This window comes from Rosenbergiella nectarea, from assembly GCF_900111105.1.
Lineage (GTDB): Bacteria > Pseudomonadota > Gammaproteobacteria > Enterobacterales > Enterobacteriaceae > Rosenbergiella > Rosenbergiella nectarea.
The window spans coordinates 399,946-415,195 of sequence record NZ_FOGC01000001.1 but is presented as its reverse complement, the minus strand read 5'-3'; the positions used below and the strand labels follow the sequence as shown (position 1 = coordinate 415,195).

Annotated in this window: 17 protein-coding genes; 6 read left to right on the top strand and 11 right to left on the bottom strand. The window is 48.3% G+C overall.

The features are described 5' to 3' along the window. Positions 1-33: 33 nt before the first annotated feature. Positions 34-1,224, bottom strand: coding sequence for an RNA-guided endonuclease TnpB family protein (locus BMX14_RS01990; protein ID WP_092671963.1), 1,191 nt, complete (start codon positions 1,222-1,224; stop codon positions 34-36). Positions 1,225-1,281: 57 nt separating this feature from the next. On the opposite strand from BMX14_RS01990, the gene tnpA reads away from it, so the two are divergent. Further along, a complete protein-coding gene (gene tnpA / locus BMX14_RS01985; protein ID WP_092671960.1) occupies positions 1,282-1,692 on the top strand; it encodes an IS200/IS605 family transposase in 411 nt (136 codons plus the stop codon). Between the two features lie 48 nt (positions 1,693-1,740). Here tnpA and gpmB read toward each other — a convergent pair whose 3' ends face one another. Continuing rightward, complete coding sequence (gene gpmB / locus BMX14_RS01980; RefSeq protein WP_092671957.1) at positions 1,741-2,385, bottom strand: 2,3-diphosphoglycerate-dependent phosphoglycerate mutase GpmB; 645 nt, start codon at positions 2,383-2,385, stop codon at positions 1,741-1,743. Positions 2,386-2,438: 53 nt separating this feature from the next. Between gpmB and yjjX the strand changes: the two genes are divergently transcribed. Next, positions 2,439-2,966, top strand: coding sequence for an inosine/xanthosine triphosphatase (gene yjjX, locus BMX14_RS01975; protein WP_092671954.1), 528 nt, complete (start codon positions 2,439-2,441; stop codon positions 2,964-2,966). Here yjjX and trpR read toward each other — a convergent pair. Both trpR and sltY read right to left on the bottom strand, forming a co-directional pair. Continuing rightward, positions 2,911-3,255: a trp operon repressor gene (gene trpR / locus BMX14_RS01970; RefSeq protein ID WP_230527240.1), complete on the bottom strand. Its 345-nt coding sequence runs from the start codon at positions 3,253-3,255 to the stop codon at positions 2,911-2,913. The genes yjjX and trpR overlap by 56 nt on opposite strands. 40 nt (positions 3,256-3,295) lie before the next feature. Next, complete coding sequence (gene sltY, locus BMX14_RS01965; RefSeq protein WP_092671949.1) at positions 3,296-5,215, bottom strand: murein transglycosylase; 1,920 nt, start codon at positions 5,213-5,215, stop codon at positions 3,296-3,298. 189 nt (positions 5,216-5,404) lie between these two features. Here sltY and ettA point away from each other — a divergent pair, with 189 nt between their 5' ends. Next, positions 5,405-7,072, top strand: coding sequence for an energy-dependent translational throttle protein EttA (gene ettA / locus BMX14_RS01960; RefSeq protein WP_092671946.1), 1,668 nt, complete (start codon positions 5,405-5,407; stop codon positions 7,070-7,072). A gap of 41 nt (positions 7,073-7,113) precedes the next feature. Here ettA and BMX14_RS01955 read toward each other — a convergent pair whose 3' ends face one another. The 4 genes from BMX14_RS01955 to serB form a co-directional block, all read right to left on the bottom strand. After that, positions 7,114-7,398, bottom strand: a complete 285-nt coding sequence (locus tag BMX14_RS01955; RefSeq protein WP_092671943.1) for a hypothetical protein — start codon at positions 7,396-7,398, stop codon at positions 7,114-7,116. 87 nt (positions 7,399-7,485) lie between these two features. Continuing rightward, positions 7,486-8,751, bottom strand: a complete 1,266-nt coding sequence (gene nadR / locus BMX14_RS01950; RefSeq protein ID WP_092671940.1) for a multifunctional transcriptional regulator/nicotinamide-nucleotide adenylyltransferase/ribosylnicotinamide kinase NadR — start codon at positions 8,749-8,751, stop codon at positions 7,486-7,488. A 43-nt stretch (positions 8,752-8,794) separates the two neighbouring features. Next, positions 8,795-10,180: a DNA repair protein RadA gene (radA, locus tag BMX14_RS01945; RefSeq protein WP_092671938.1), complete on the bottom strand. Its 1,386-nt coding sequence runs from the start codon at positions 10,178-10,180 to the stop codon at positions 8,795-8,797. 13 nt (positions 10,181-10,193) lie between these two features. Next, complete coding sequence (gene serB, locus BMX14_RS01940) at positions 10,194-11,171, bottom strand: phosphoserine phosphatase (protein WP_092671935.1); 978 nt, start codon at positions 11,169-11,171, stop codon at positions 10,194-10,196. A 118-nt stretch (positions 11,172-11,289) separates the two neighbouring features. Here serB and BMX14_RS01935 point away from each other — a divergent pair, with 118 nt between their 5' ends. Next, positions 11,290-11,937: a YtjB family periplasmic protein gene (locus BMX14_RS01935; RefSeq protein WP_092671932.1), complete on the top strand. Its 648-nt coding sequence runs from the start codon at positions 11,290-11,292 to the stop codon at positions 11,935-11,937. 8 nt (positions 11,938-11,945) lie between these two features. On the opposite strand, the gene yjjG is transcribed toward BMX14_RS01935, so the two are convergent. The 3 genes from yjjG to BMX14_RS01920 are packed head-to-tail and all read right to left on the bottom strand — an operon-like array spanning position 11,946 to position 13,467. Beyond that, the gene (yjjG, locus tag BMX14_RS01930; RefSeq protein ID WP_092671929.1) at positions 11,946-12,626 is read right to left on the bottom strand and encodes a pyrimidine 5'-nucleotidase; all 681 of its coding nucleotides are present in this window, start codon (positions 12,624-12,626) and stop codon (positions 11,946-11,948) included. A gap of 18 nt (positions 12,627-12,644) precedes the next feature. After that, entirely contained in the window at positions 12,645-13,085 is a 441-nt protein-coding gene (gene rimI, locus BMX14_RS01925) for a ribosomal protein S18-alanine N-acetyltransferase (protein ID WP_092671926.1), read from the bottom strand. After that, positions 13,069-13,467 (bottom strand): DNA polymerase III subunit psi, encoded by a 399-nt coding sequence (locus tag BMX14_RS01920; protein ID WP_092671923.1) that lies wholly within the window; start codon positions 13,465-13,467, stop codon positions 13,069-13,071. Before BMX14_RS01920 ends, rimI begins: the two co-directional genes overlap by 17 nt. 102 nt (positions 13,468-13,569) lie before the next feature. Here BMX14_RS01920 and rsmC point away from each other — a divergent pair, with 102 nt between their 5' ends. Both rsmC and BMX14_RS01910 read left to right on the top strand, forming a co-directional pair. Then, positions 13,570-14,598, top strand: coding sequence for a 16S rRNA (guanine(1207)-N(2))-methyltransferase RsmC (rsmC, locus tag BMX14_RS01915; protein ID WP_092671921.1), 1,029 nt, complete (start codon positions 13,570-13,572; stop codon positions 14,596-14,598). Between the two features lie 193 nt (positions 14,599-14,791). Continuing rightward, the gene (locus tag BMX14_RS01910) at positions 14,792-15,250 is read left to right on the top strand and encodes a YbaK/EbsC family protein (RefSeq protein ID WP_092671918.1); all 459 of its coding nucleotides are present in this window, start codon (positions 14,792-14,794) and stop codon (positions 15,248-15,250) included.

Sequence of the window (15,250 nt, the reverse complement as noted above, 5' to 3'; positions counted from 1 at the left end):
CTAAGCTTTAAGTTCATGTGACTGCTCACCGTCCTAAAGGGCGATGCTTCCCACTTCAACGGCTGCAACGGGCGCAGAGCCAGATTCACGCAAGCCTCCGTGGGCTTTGACGACAAGTCCTGCCGCCATTAAATCGGTTATGCCCTTCTGTCTGATATTGATCGCAGCGTTTATATCGCGGTCGTGGTTTGCATGACAGATAGGGCATTGCCACTCGCGTAACTTCAATGGCATTTCTGCCACCTTGTGACCGCAGCAATGGCATGTCTTTGAACTGGCGTACCACTGATCTATCTTTATCAGATGAACGCCAGCCTGTTCTGCTTTGTAAGTCAGTTTTGAGACAAATCCGCTCCATGCCGCATCTCCGATATGGCGGGCAAGGTGGCGATTCTTCATCATGTTTGCAGACTTTAACGTTTCCACGATTACCGCTTGGTTTTCGTCAATAATACGTCTGGAAAGTTTGTGTTGAAAATCTGCACGAGCATTAGCAACGCGCTCATGTTGCGCGGCGAGTTTGATCCTTGCTTTCTTACGGTTACTACTTCCGAGTTTTTTGCGAGAAAGATTTTTACTATCACGGCGTAGGCGGCGATAAGCATTGACCAGAAATCGAGGGTTCGGCGTTTTATTACCGTCATTGCTGATAAGATACTCTTTTAAGCCAATATCATAGCCTGAGACTGACGTTATAAACGTTGGCTTTGTTGCTGCCTCAAGACCATCATCGGAAAGAATCGACGCATAATATTTACCAGTCTGGGTTCGAGTGACCGTTATGCTTGAAACCTTTCCGATAATTTCTCGATGTATAGTGGCACGAATGGGTGAAATTTTAGGGAGTTGGATAGCGTTAGTTAACACTTTTCCATTCGGGTGATAGCTAGACTGTTTACCCTGCTTACTTTTAAAAACAGGAAATCCGGCATTGAGTTTCTTGTTAAAGAAATTTGCAAAAGCCTTATCCAGATTTATTACCGCTTGCTGCATTGCCAGTGAGTCATATTCTTTGAGCCAGTGATAACGCCGTGATTTTTTCGCTACCGCCAGTAATGGTTTTATATCGCGAGTTGGCTTTAAAGAAATCCCATGACGCTGATACATATGGCGACTGATATGCAGAGCTTTATTGTATGCAAATCGGACAGCACCGAACTGAGCATTTAAAAATGCCGCTTGATCGCTATCGGGATAAATGCGTACTTTTGTTGCTCTTTTCATTCTCACCGCTCATTGCTATCATCCTTTTAATGTATGGCATTAAAAGGTGTATATCAAGTGAGTGTACATGAAGATTTACTCAGTGGTTACTTACGCCGCCGTCATAGCGTGAGCAAACTTGTTGTTCATTTAATCTTCACCACACAATACAGGCGAAAGGTTTTTGACGGAGAAATGCTCTCACAGATAAGAGAAGCGCTTTTATCTGCGGCTGAGAAGCTAGAGATTGATATTTTAGAAATGGACGGAGAGGAAGACCACGTTCATATTTTGGTGGCTTATCCGCCGAAACTCTCCGTAAGCGTACTGGTTAATAACCTGAAATCTATCAGTAGTCGTAGAGTTCGCATACTGAATACAAACCTACAAAAGGCCAGTAATAGCGGCGTATTGTGGTCACGTTCTTACTTTGCCTGTAGTGCCGGTGGTGCAACAATCGAAACATTGAAATCGTATGTAAGATCGTAAGAAACCCCTAGTTAGCTCACTTATATCCTCGCCCGATTGGGCGAGGGTTTACGGGCTAATCGCTAATGCTGGGGCGCTAAGATGTGCAATGTCTCCCGTACTCTCGACAATCCACCCTTCGGCAAGCCAAGAGCTTGATTGATAGTCAACCCGAGACACCGAACAGTTACGCAATCGTAGACGTCTTTCGGCCCATGCCGGTAACCCCAACAGTGTACCGAGCAAGCACCCTAACGCAATACCATGGCTAATTAAGAGCGGCTTACTGCCTGCTGGCAGCGAACGTGTCGCTTCAAGTGCGTCACGCATACGTTGCGCAAGCTCTTCCATACTCTCGCCCTGCGGAATCCGCCCGGCAGGATCGCCATTAAGTAACGAGTGACGCCACTGTTCTTCGCCCTGATTTAAGCTAGTCAGCACTCTTCCCTCTAGCGTCCCCATATTGATTTCGCGTAACCGCGAATCAGTCAATACTGGACAACCGCAATACTCAGCGATGATGGTGGCAGTGTGTTGTGTACGCCCTAAATCGCTCGCGATGATATGGGTTATGCCTGCATGTTGTAGCCGTAATCCCGTTTGTCTCGCTTGTTGTATCCCCTGCTCAGTGAGCGCGCTGTCACTTTGTCCTTGGATGCGTTGTTCCGTATTCCACAACGTTTCTCCATGACGAACTAGCAAAACTTGTTGCATAACCCTTTCCATTATATGATCAAAAACAATTCTATTACCTTTGAGCTACCATTATGTATCATGTTGTTGTGGCAACCCGCAACCCAGCTAAGATTTTAGCCGTTACTGAGGCGTGTAAAGCCGTCTTCCACGATAAACATATTGAAGTTGAAGGCGTCGACGTAGAGAGCGGTGTTTCCGCGCAACCTCTTACCGATTCAGAGACTTGGCAAGGGGCTGACAATCGTTTATCCGCAGCTAAGACAGCACATCCTAACGCAATGTTATGGGTAGCCATTGAAGCGGGTATCGATAAAAATCAGGCTTTTGCTTGGATCATTGCTGAAAGCAACACGCAACGCAGCGAATCTCGTTCCGCAAGCTTTATGTTACCCAACTCCCTTGTTACTGCGTTACAGGAAGGCGCCGAACTTGGCCCACTCATGTCGACGCTGACCGGTATCGATAATATCAAACATAAAGGAGGAGCGATTGGGGCAATCACTTCAGGTCTGTTAACGCGCTCGTCAGTCTATCAACAAGCGATTATTTTGGCACTGAGTCCTCTGATCCATCCTTTTTATTCAGAAGCTGCTCAGTAAGCCAGTGACGCAGTTCGGGGGAAGCTGACTTTAATCCGTTCGACCCTCGGGTGATGGTCGCAATCCCTACGCCTAACTGCTCTTTAAGCTGTCGTTGGCTCAACTCACTTCGAAGTAGCTCTTCAATAATACAGAGACGCGTTGCATAAGCTTGACGCTCATCTGAGGTGAGCATCAGAATCAGTAACGCTTCGCCCTGCCCTGACGTGAAGGCTTTTGCCAATAACTCGATAAATCGAGTCCAGTCTAGCTCTGCAAGCGGGGTCTCTTGGTGAATAGTCATCAGCATGGCTTCCGTACTCATTAACGAGTACGGAAGCATAGCACACTCAGTAACGTCGATTCCACTCACTGTCTGCGAAGATTTTATCGGGCGATCCCATTAAATAACGATAATATGCGTCATAAGAGAGGACGTTTTTAACGTAATTTCTGGTTTCAGAGAAAGGGATTGTTTCAATAAAGGCGACGGGATCCAATCGCCCCTGACTGGCGGATAACCAACGATTAATCCTTCCTGGGCCAGCATTATAGGCACCGGCTGCCAAGATCCGGTTATTATCAAATTGGCGGAAAACATAATCCAAATATTGCATACCAATCTGAATATTCATCTCGGGATCAAGCAGCTGACTGCTGTGACTATAGTCCGAGATCTCATACATCTTAACGGTATGGGTAGCCGTGCCCGGCATAATCTGCATTAAGCCTGTGGCCCCCACTGGCGACTGAATTTTAGGATTCCACGCACTCTCTTGCCGGGAAATGGCCATCGCGAAGGTGATTGGTATCGCTTTACCTGAAGCATACCGCTTGAAATACGTTTGCCAAGCAATCGGGAAGCGCTCTTTCAGACTGTTCCACATTTTCGCGGTGATAGTCGCCTGTACGCTGAGATCCCACCAATCTTGAGAATTAGCATAACTTGCCAGCATCTGCTGTTGGCCCACACTTTTGCTACGAATTAAACTCGCCCACTCGCTACGCGCTAAATTATCGAGATTCCAATACATCAGCTCGCGGATCCTTGCTATTTCAGGCCCCTTAGTCACCGAGCTATCTGCCTCAGGGGATTTATCCACTTGCAATGAATAGTCTTCCCCTAGGCGCTGTGCCGCGACCATGGCATAAAAACCGCGTTGGCGCATAAGCTGATGTAATATCTCATCCGCTTCCGACTTCCGACCTCTTTCAAGTAGTAAGTCTGCCTGCCAATATTGCCATTCATCTTTCTGTTTCGCTTCAACCGGTAAGCGGGCAATCCACGTATTCAAGCCATTACGGTCGCTTTGGCTCAGGGCGAGGCGAATACGTCTTTCAAGTAACGTTTCCGATTCACTGCCCATCACCACTTCATCACGCCAGCTTTGCTGCGTTGACGTCGTATCGGTCGACATTAATTGCCAAGCGACTGCCTCTTTTAACGCCTGGATGTCTGATTCGTCCATCTTTTGTGCCGATACCAACTGCGGGATCATCGACTGGGCTTGGTCAGTGTTATCACGGGCTAAACGGTTGAAGGCAAGGATAGTAATTTTGCGGCTAAACTCAGTCGGCGATACACTTTGAGCAAAGGTGAGTACTCCCTGCGAAGAACTCTGTAACGCTTTCAACGCGGTACTCAGCGTATCGTAGTCAGAAGGTAATTGAGCAATAAGCTGGTTCGTGAGGCGATCATTGCCTGCTTTAAAGGATAGCAACAGACGAGTAAGAATCTGGTCGGCACTAAAATCGCCGCTACTCTGCCATGCGGTGAAGAGTCGATCACATCCCGCGGGCAATGAGCGGCCCGTCATCCAGATGGATTTAGCCCCTTGCCAAGCAAGACGCTGATGGCCCGTGGCATAATTTGCATAGTACCAATTACATTTGGCTTGTGCGGTCGGCGGCTCTTGCGGACTAAAACTGAGTAAACCTTGCCAATCATCACGCCGAGCAAGCTCACTGACAAATTGATTTTTCAGACTTTTAGCCGCCGGTAGCGTAGGATAACGGTTCACAAAATTATTAATGCCCAGCGCCGTATCTTGGCTGAGATCTTGGGAAAGTTGGCGATATTCAAGATAGGGGTATAATGGATAATCTTGTAGCGTTGGCATCAATTGTGCCACCACATCCATTTGCTTAGCATCCCAAGCTTGACGTATTTGGTTGTAGCGCTGGCGCTGCTCTTGTAGTGAGTCGGCAAACGCCGCGCAACTCACGGTGGTAAGACATACTCCTGCTACCCAATGCTTCCAATCTGCCACGTGTTACCCCTTATCGACGCGAGTGTGAAGAGTTCATTACGCTAACATGTTTCCGATACTTCGTTTAGCTTTCCTGTTAGCCCTTCCGATTATAGACCTTTCCTCTGAGCTGTTACTGTGAATATGGCGTGAAAACAGATACACTTCTCAGCAAATAATAGGTTTAACGATCACTAAGAGGCTTATCTCGTGGCGCAATTCGTATACAGTATGCACCGTGTGGGGAAAGTTGTTCCTCCCAAACGACATATTTTAAAAAATATTTCTCTTAGCTTCTTCCCAGGGGCAAAAATTGGCGTTCTCGGTCTTAACGGCGCAGGTAAATCTACGCTATTACGCATTATGGCCGGTATCGATAAAGATATTGAAGGTGAAGCAAGACCACAACCGGGCATTAAAATCGGTTATCTACCGCAAGAACCTCAACTGAATCCTGAGCATACCGTACGCGAGTCAATCGAAGAAGCACTCTCTGAAGTTGTCGGTGCGCTAAAACGTCTGGATGAAGTGTATGCCCTTTACGCCGAGCCTGAAGCCGATTTCGATAAGCTGGCTGCAGAGCAAGGCCGCTTGGAAGAGATTATTCACGCGCATGATGGCCACAACCTCAATACGCAACTCGAACGTGCAGCCGATGCATTACGTTTACCAGAATGGGACGCTAAAGTTGCCAATCTTTCTGGGGGGGAACGTCGTCGGGTCGCACTGTGTCGCCTGCTACTTGAAAAGCCTGATATGTTGCTGCTCGACGAGCCAACGAACCACCTTGATGCAGAATCCGTTGCTTGGCTAGAACGCTTCCTGCACGACTTTGAAGGTACCGTAGTGGCAATTACCCACGACCGTTACTTCCTCGATAATGTCGCAGGCTGGATCTTAGAACTAGACCGTGGCGAAGGTATCCCATGGGAAGGTAACTACTCCTCTTGGTTAGAGCAGAAAGATCAACGCTTAGCGCAGGAAGCTTCTGCTGAAGCGGCACGCCGTAAATCGATCGAAAAAGAGCTGGAATGGGTACGCCAAGGGACTAAAGGCCGTCAATCAAAAGGCAAAGCACGTCTTGCCCGTTTTGATGAGCTGAATAGCGTCGAGTATCAAAAACGTAATGAAACCAGCGAACTCTTCATTCCACCTGGAGCACGTTTAGGCGATAAAGTGGTGGAGGTGAACAACCTCACCAAGTCTTATGGCGATCGCGTGCTAATCGATAATCTCTCTTTCTCGATTCCGAAAGGGGCCATTGTCGGGATTATCGGTGCCAACGGTGCAGGTAAATCAACGCTATTCCGTATGCTCTCAGGCCAAGAACAACCCGATTCAGGTGAAATTACGTTAGGTGAAACGGTAAAATTGGCTTCGGTCGATCAGTTCCGTGACGCGATGGATAATAGTAAAACCGTGTGGGAAGAAGTGTCTGGCGGTCAAGATATTATGCGTATTGGTAATTTCGAGATGCCAAGCCGTGCTTATGTCGGACGTTTTAACTTTAAAGGGACCGATCAAGGCAAACGTGTGGGAGAGCTTTCTGGAGGCGAGCGTGGTCGTTTACATTTAGCGAAATTATTGCAAGTTGGCGGTAACTTATTGCTCCTCGACGAACCGACCAATGACTTGGATATTGAGACGCTGCGCGCCTTAGAAAATGCACTATTAGAGTTTCCTGGCTGTGCCATGGTGATCTCGCACGACCGTTGGTTCTTAGATAGAATTGCGACTCATATTCTTGATTATCAAGATGAAGGGAATGTGACGTTCTTCGAAGGAAACTTTAGCGAATACGAAGACTATCGTAAACGGACATTAGGTCATGAAGCGCTTGAGCCAAAGCGTATGAAATATAAGAAAATGAGCAAATAATTTTCATGTAAAGAGAGCCGCTAGCCGGCTCTCTTTACATTTCAATGCTGGCATTTTATCAACATTGAACGCTTTACCCCCCCGACATAGGGAACAACTTTATTTTTATCCAAACCCGTCATCAATGACGTTTCATCCTTAGCACTGAGCACATCATACCCCATTGGACACTGTTTTTTTGCTAGTGCCACACAGTCCTTCATTTCACCTAACATTTGCTCGCACTTAACTAAGTAAGTATCTTCCGACAGCGGTGTGATCTTAGCCGAGCACCCGCTGAGTAAGACTGTCGTGAGTATCACCAAAATAATTCGTTGATAATCCATCAGATTCCCTCCATGAAATCAAAATTCGACTTTAGCCCCAAGGGGTTAAATTCTATCTAAACGTAGGATGAACGAGCTTTACCTCTGTTATATCAGCTTGAACCTGTCGTCATTAGATGGCGACGCGGATTTAAGTAATACCTGCTCGACTAGCTCGATACAGCGCAAAAAGCGACTGTCATAATCGTCTTCTTTCACCTGTACAAAGGGGATACCATTTTGCTCTAACAGCTCGATAAGCAATAACTGAAACTCTTTACGATCAACAGAACTGCCTAGGCTACGTAGCCCATCAGCAACCCACGGCACATTATTTTCTAACAGGATCACGAGATCGAAACGATACTCTGCAATAAGTGCCTGCACAAAGGGATGAGCTTTACCTTCATACTTTAAGCAAAAAGCTTGGGTTGTCACGAAATCGGTATCGATAAACGCAACCTTGTTGGCATATTTTACCGCAAAATCAATATATTGTGCCTGCCCGAGGGCAATCTTATCGTAATCGGAATATTGTAACGCCATCTCATCTCCACCTAATTGTGAGAAGACATAATCACGTCCATATTCCCAGGCACTGGTGGTATTAAAAATATTGGCGAGCTTGTTGACCAGAGTCGACTTACCGCTCGACTCTCCACCGAGTAGTGCGACCTTACGCACGAAGAACGGCTTAACTTCGGTCGGAATATAGTCCCAGTAACGGAACGGATCTTGTCGGATCTGATGGCCACTAATATTCATAAACGACCGCTGGGCATCGACCACAATAGTTTCAATATTGAGATACCGTTCAAACATCTCGGCATCGTCTTGCTCACTGGTGTAGACCCGCTGGGCATTGATCTGCTTTTCCGCCATAAAGGCGCTAATCTCTTGGCTCCAGATATCCCACCCATGGGGATAGGGCTCGACACCTTCTTCATTAAAAGAATGAATCCGAATATTTTTCTGATACTTGAAGGTTTGTAGTAACCATCGTAGTCGATCAGCCGTAGTCGGTTGTTCCGACATCGCGCTCTCTTCGAACAGCTGCCGATCACGCGGCTCGTCATGGCCCATGATGATATGCAGTTCATCGACCTGGCTACATGCTCGTTGAATGAGGTAGATATGGCCTGTGTGTAAGGGGTAGAACTTACCGAAAATCACCCCAACCACTTTTTGCCGATAGGGGTAGTCTAGCGCCAGAAAATGATGCAGCGCCTCCAGTTTCGAGGCACTCGGATTTTTTATTTTCTGATTCAATAATTGACTGAGGTAGCCCTTAGTCATCTCACAAGCTTCAGCAATCTGCTGCAGCGTGACGCCTTGTTGCTGTATCGCGAGTTTTAAATAATCATAATTTTGCATCACGCCAGTTCCTAAGAGCTTGCTACCCTGACTTCGTTAAACGTTAGGTTAATTCATCAAATACCGCTAACGCATCCGCTAATTTTTTGACTGGATAAACCTTCATACCGCTGGGTGGATTCTTCGGTGCATTCGCCGCAGGCACGATAGCCCGCGTAAAGCCATGTTTGCTCGCCTCGGAGATACGCTCTTGGCCACTGGGCACAGGACGTATCTCTCCCGCCAGTCCCACTTCGCCAAAGATCACTAAGTCTTGCGGTAACGCCCGATCGCGTAAGCTAGACACCATGGCTAACAGTAATGCTAAATCGGCACTGGTCTCCGTGACTTTGACTCCGCCCACCACGTTCACAAATACGTCTTGATCCGCCATCTGCAAGCCACCATGGCGATGGAGTACTGCTAGCAGGATCGCTAGCCGGTTCTGCTCGAGGCCTACCGCCACACGACGAGGATTGCCCATTAAGGAATGGTCGACTAAGGCTTGAATTTCCACCAGCAGAGGACGTGTACCTTCCCATACCACCATGACAGAGCTGCCAGGTGTCACCTCATCTCCCCGTGACAGGAAAATAGCCGAGGGATTACTCACTTCGCGCATTCCTTGCTCGGTCATCGCGAACACGCCCAGTTCATTCACCGCACCAAAGCGGTTTTTATGGCTGCGCAAGGTTCGAAAACGAGAGTCCGTATCACCATCCAGTAAGACAGAGCAGTCGATACAGTGTTCCAATACTTTTGGACCTGCCAAGGAACCGTCTTTGGTTACGTGGCCGACCATCACTATCGCAACATTACGGGTTTTCGCAAAACGCGTTAAGTAGGCCGCCGTTTCGCGAACTTGGGCAACACTTCCCGGCGAAGATTGGACATCCGCCATATGCATGACTTGGATGGAGTCGATCACCATTAATTGCGGCGTTTCTATCTCGGCAATTTGGCAGATCTCTTCGATACTGGTTTCTGACAGCATATTCAGATGGGTTGTCGGTAGACCTAGGCGGTGCGCCCGCATCGCAACCTGTTGTAATGACTCTTCACCTGTCACATAGAGCGTTTTCATCTGCTCGGACACTTTACACAGCGTCTGGAGTAATAGTGTCGATTTACCGGCGCCTGGGCTCCCGCCAATCAGAATGGCGCTACCGGGTACGACGCCACCGCCCAGTACACGGTCAAACTCTTTAAAGCCAGTAGAGAAACGGGGTAACGCTTCGAGGCTTATCTCAGATAGCTTTTGGACCTTACTGCCGCCCGTACTGCCCGCATAACCCGATAGGCGCTCGTTTCTCGCGACGGTGGGTGACGCGGCTAACCGCACTTCGGTAATCGTGTTCCACGCATGGCAGGCACTACACTGCCCCTGCCAACGAGGATAATCTGCGCCACACTCGTTACAGACAAAGGCACGTTTTGCTGCTTTAGCCAAAATGACTCCTTAATTAACGCGACTCATGGTTCAGGCTGCCGGTGAGAATACACAATACTCCCGTCAGATCAGCAAAACGAATCGCCACTTCACTTTTTTCGTTCACTTTCGGCTTAGCATGGTAGGCGATGCCTAATCCCGCCGCTTGGATCATCACCAAGTCGTTGGCCCCATCGCCAATCGCGACCGTTTGCGACCGGGGTAGCTCATAGCGAGCGGCTAACTTTTCGAGGAAGGTCGCTTTGTATTTCGCATCAACAATATCGCCCACGACCTGACCGGTAAGTTTGCCGTTAACAATCTCAAGCTGATTTGCCGCGACGGCACTCAGTTTTAATTTTTGTTTTAAGTAATCGGCAAAGAAAGTAAAGCCACCGGAAGCAATAGCAACCTGCCATCCACGCGACTGTAAAGTATCTACCATTAATTCTAGGCCGGGCATCAGGGGTAAACGGTCCAAAACCTGTTGTAGAATCGCTTCTTCCGCGCCAGCTAACTGTGCCACGCGCTCCCGTAAGCTTTGTTGGAAATCAAGCTCACCGCGCATCGCTTTTTCCGTAACCTGTGCGACTTGCTCACCACAACCGGCCAACACCGCAATTTCATCGATACACTCAATCTCAATTGCCGTAGAATCCATATCCATCACCAGCAAACCAGGCTGTTGTAATTCTGGAAGCTGGCCTAAGGCCGCCACATCAAGCTCAAACTGATAGGCTAGCTTGCCGGCTTCGGGGGTGAGTGAACCCGCCAGCCTTAATACCGTGTACTCGCCAACGCGCCAAGCACTGACTAATACCAAAGCGCCGTCTAACTGTTGCTGGAAATCGGTCAAATACTGTTTATCCAGAGAGCGACCAAAGAGCAACCAGCCACTACGGCCTGCACGGTAATCGAGGGGCATAACTTCATCCCCATTTAACGAAAGCGGCAATCCTGGCCATGCTGTAACATCCGTAGGTAAATCAGACCAACTTAATCGGTTTGGCATTGGTGCTCCTGAACAAACATTAAAACCCGGCAAAAGGCTACCCCGATCGGCCCAGCCATGGCAACATAAACCCTCATCTGAACCGATGATTTATCAAAAAAAATGAGACGCTATTCACATGCAGAGGCCAAAAATCAAAATTCAACTTCACAGAACGGTGATTGTTTTAGCCTGTTTGGCCTTAATGGTGCTATTAATGCAGGGTGCATCATGGTTCAGTTCAAGTCGTCAGAAAGTCGAAACATCACAAGCCGCGGAGCTCTCTCAGGGCTTAGCGAATCAGGTAGCATACAGTTTACTGCCGTATTTCACTCAAAGTGAGATTGACCTGCCGGTCATCACAGGAATACTCGACCATTTAGCGCAACAACCGCGGGTGATCGATGTGTCACTTTATGACGTTGATGGGTCTCGGCTCGCGCATAGCGGTCAATCGATGAGTGTTCGTGATCGGTTAGGCTTAACCGGCGATCGCTCAGGCAGCTATTCCACTCGCCAAATTGTGGTACCGCTGCAAACTCGCAACGGGCCGCAAGGCTACTTAAGGCTGACGTTAGATACTCATACTTTAGCCAGCGAAGCTCGCCATGTGGATAACACCACCAACTTGCTTCGCTTGATGCTATTGCTGTCACTCGCCATTGGGATTATTTTGGCAAGAACGCTGCTACGAGACCAACGGACGCACTGGCAACAGTCACCCTATTTGCTGACCGCACATCGCCCTATCACTCCAAAACGTGATGAAGAGAAAAACAGCCAGTAGCCGATGCACTAGACTAATAATGCTTGTAACGCGCTAAGGGTGGGGACTTGCCAGTCGGGCTTGATGGTTTCGGGGAGAGTTTTATCCCCATGATCTAACCAGCAGGTTTTCATCCCCGCATTGATCCCCCCCGCGATATCCGACTCCGGCGTGTCACCGACCATGAGCGTGCGCACAGCCTGGCACCCTTCCAGCTGTTCCAAGGTATGCTGGAAAATTTCCGGTGCGGGTTTAGCGAGACCGAACTGCTCTGAGATAGTTAGAACCTGAAAATAGTCTCCCAAGCCTGTGCTGGCTAAACGTGCATGCAGTAAGTCTTTGAAACCATTAGTAATAATACCAATACGAACATGCGGGGCAATCGCCTCTAACAGCGCCTTAGCGCCGGGAAGCGGCTGACAAATTTCAGCCATTGAGGCTAAAAATTGTTGATTAAGCGTACTCGCAGGAATGTTTAGCTCCTTCGCCCAAGAATCGAAGCGGCGAGTCTTAAGTTGTTCCGCATCAATTTCGTGTTGTTGGTAGGCGGTCCATAACGGCTTATTCAGTGCCTGATAGTGTTGGTAGTCTTCAGGGCTGAACGTGACACCGTGCTGCGCAAACATCTTGTTTAGCCCTTTGTAGGCATCAAATTCAAACAGTGTCTCATCAGCATCGAAAAGGATGCAGTCGAATTGTTTTATCAGCATAGTGCCTCAGAAATTGGATTACAGGGTTAACGCCATGATCAGCGCGTCCTCACGCCCGGTTGCGCTCGGATAATAATTAGGACGTCGTGACACTTCATTAAAGTCGAGTGACTCATAGAGTCGAATAGCCGGGTGGTTTGAGGCGCGAACTTCAAGCCATAGCATCATGACCTCGCGCTCCACCAACCGCTCGCTTAATGCGGTGATCAGCTGGCGCGCGATACCGCGACGTTGGAAGTCGGGAGAAACAGCAATATTGAATAATGAGGCCTCGTCGAGTACGACTTGGCAAATGGCGAAACCGGCCAATTCGCCCTCATCATTAGCGCGTAAATTTAGAAACCGTTCACCTTGGTTTGCTTGGAAGGTCGCCGCACTCCAAGGATGTGAGTGGCATTGGGTTTCAATTGCGAAAGCAGCCTGCCAATCCTCGGGAAGAAGCTCAGAGATTATCGTCATAGTCACAAAATTGCTGCCATAGAGTACGTTTGGCCTCAGCCGTATTGACTAAGGTAGTAAAAGACGGAGAGTGGAGTTGCTGCGCGGCATAACGATGTTGCGGCTCGTGGCCCACAAACCAAAGTAAACACGATAACGACTGAGGGAGTAAAGGAAGTTGCTCCACCGCGAGATAGAGCACATAAGCCGTTTCAATCGCGACACTACGCAGCACATCATTAATAAAAGGATGGTGGATCTCATCACGCTGTAAACCGACAATGACCAATTTGGTCGTCGATTTGATAGCAAGCGCGACTTCGCCGTGTAAGACTTCGGGCCGCCGTAAACGGTACTGGTCGATCCCCATTTGCGCTAATAACCCGTCTCGTCTCTCTGTCATTTTTATCCACTCAACAAATGCTTACGCTGCTATGCTAGCAAAACCATCGAACCCACGCCAATAAACCTCTATAATCGACCCACTTATGAAAGAGGAGTTACCATGTCTGCTTATATGCCGGCCAGCGAAGTACTGTTGCGCCACGAGGAAGAGTTCGAACATCGCCATATTATTTTTGCGGGTGACCTGCAGGATATGTTGCCAGCACAATTAACCACGGCCTCTACCCGTGTTTTTACACAGCAATTCCACCACTGGCAAGCGTTAAGCCAGCAATTAGGTGAACGCGCGCAATTTGGACTTTATGCGACCGCTGAACACTTAGCAGGCTGCGATACCCTCGTTTATTACTGGCCTAAAAATAAGCCAGAAGCAGCCTTCCAGCTTGCCAACCTGCTCGCCCTGTTACCCGTTGGCAGTGATCTTTTTGTGGTAGGTGAAAACCGCAGCGGTGTTCGTAGCGCGGAAAATGTTATCGAGCAGTTTAGTTCTCTTGAGAAAATTGATAGCGCTCGACGTTGTGGCTTATACCATGGACGCCTTGACCAGCAAGCCACCTTCAATATCGAGAGCTACTATGATGCGTACCAGCTCGAAAAGCTCACGATTAAAACCCTTCCAGGGGTCTTTAGCCGTGATGGATTGGATAACGGTAGTGCATTGTTACTCTCAACATTAACACCTCATACTAAAGGTAAAGTGCTGGATCTAGGCTGTGGTGCAGGTGTGCTGGCAGCAAGTTTGAAGCAGCACTCACCTAAAGTGCGTTTATGGTTAACCGACGTTAATGCTGCAGCCGTTGCGGCTAGCCAAGCGACATTGGCTATCAATGATATTGAAGGTGAAGTATTCGCCAGTAATGTCTTTTCTGAGGTTCAAGGTCGGTTCGATATGATCCTCTCTAACCCACCGTTCCATGAGGGGCTGCAAACCAGTCTAGACGCGGCCCAGGCGCTAATTCGTGGCGCGGCAAACCATTTGAATAGTGGTGGCGAGCTACGCATTGTCGCCAATGCCTTTTTACCTTACCCGCAAGTCTTGGAAGAGACTTTTGGGCATTACGAAATTCTGGCGCAAACAGGTAAATTCCGCGTATACCGCAGTGTTTGGGGAAGAACTAAGCGCTCGTAACCTTGCCATTCTCTTCGCGAAAGCGAAGAGAATATCCTTCTTGTTAGGTAGGATTATCCCTCCGCCCTGCTCCACTTTCCGACGTTATGACTCCACTAAGTCATTTTATTTCTGCGATACATTTAGCGAAATTCGTTTATACTTTGCCACCTAATAGTGAAGTTAGGCATCTGCAAGATAAGGGAGATAACCGATGAGCCTGCAATCCGTTCGAGAATTTTTTGCGGAGCATGCCCCTGATATTGAAGTGATCGAGATGAATCAAAGCACCGCGACTGTCGATACGGCCGCACGTGCGCATGGCGTTGCACCCGGGCAAATCGCTAAAACCTTATCACTTAAAATAAAAAACAATATCGTGTTAATCGTGATGCGCGGTGATACACGATTAGATAACAAAAAGTTAAAAGAAACGTTCGGCGCTAAAGCCCGAATGTTGACCGTTGACGAAGTTATCATGGCGACCGGCCACCCGGTTGGTGGCGTCTGCCCCTTTGGCCTCGAAAATCCGTTACAGATTTATTGCGACCGCAGTCTAGAAGCGTTCGATGAAGTCTTACCGGCTGCTGGGGCTATTCATAGTGCCGTCCGTCTTTCTCCCCAACGCATGGCTGAGTTAACAGACGCCAAATGGATTGACGTCTGTCAATAA

Bases quoted from the DNA above. Each gene is read 5' to 3' on its own strand.
- BMX14_RS01990 (WP_092671963.1), bottom strand. From the start codon at position 1,224: ATGAAAAGAGCAACAAAAGTACGCATTTATCCCGATAGCGATCAAGCG.
- gpmB (WP_092671957.1), bottom strand. From the start codon at position 2,385: ATGCAACAAGTTTTGCTAGTTCGTCATGGAGAAACGTTGTGGAATACG.
- yjjX (WP_092671954.1), top strand. From the start codon at position 2,439: ATGTATCATGTTGTTGTGGCAACCCGCAACCCAGCTAAGATTTTAGCC.
- trpR (WP_230527240.1), bottom strand. From the start codon at position 3,255: ATGCTGATGACTATTCACCAAGAGACCCCGCTTGCAGAGCTAGACTGG.
- BMX14_RS01955 (WP_092671943.1), bottom strand. From the start codon at position 7,398: ATGGATTATCAACGAATTATTTTGGTGATACTCACGACAGTCTTACTC.
- nadR (WP_092671940.1), bottom strand. From the start codon at position 8,751: ATGCAAAATTATGATTATTTAAAACTCGCGATACAGCAACAAGGCGTC.
- serB (WP_092671935.1), bottom strand. From the start codon at position 11,171: ATGCCAAACCGATTAAGTTGGTCTGATTTACCTACGGATGTTACAGCA.
- BMX14_RS01935 (WP_092671932.1), top strand. From the start codon at position 11,290: ATGCAGAGGCCAAAAATCAAAATTCAACTTCACAGAACGGTGATTGTT.
- yjjG (WP_092671929.1), bottom strand. From the start codon at position 12,626: ATGCTGATAAAACAATTCGACTGCATCCTTTTCGATGCTGATGAGACA.
- rimI (WP_092671926.1), bottom strand. From the start codon at position 13,085: ATGACGATAATCTCTGAGCTTCTTCCCGAGGATTGGCAGGCTGCTTTC.
- BMX14_RS01920 (WP_092671923.1), bottom strand. From the start codon at position 13,467: ATGACAGAGAGACGAGACGGGTTATTAGCGCAAATGGGGATCGACCAG.
- rsmC (WP_092671921.1), top strand. From the start codon at position 13,570: ATGTCTGCTTATATGCCGGCCAGCGAAGTACTGTTGCGCCACGAGGAA.
- BMX14_RS01910 (WP_092671918.1), top strand. From the start codon at position 14,792: ATGAGCCTGCAATCCGTTCGAGAATTTTTTGCGGAGCATGCCCCTGAT.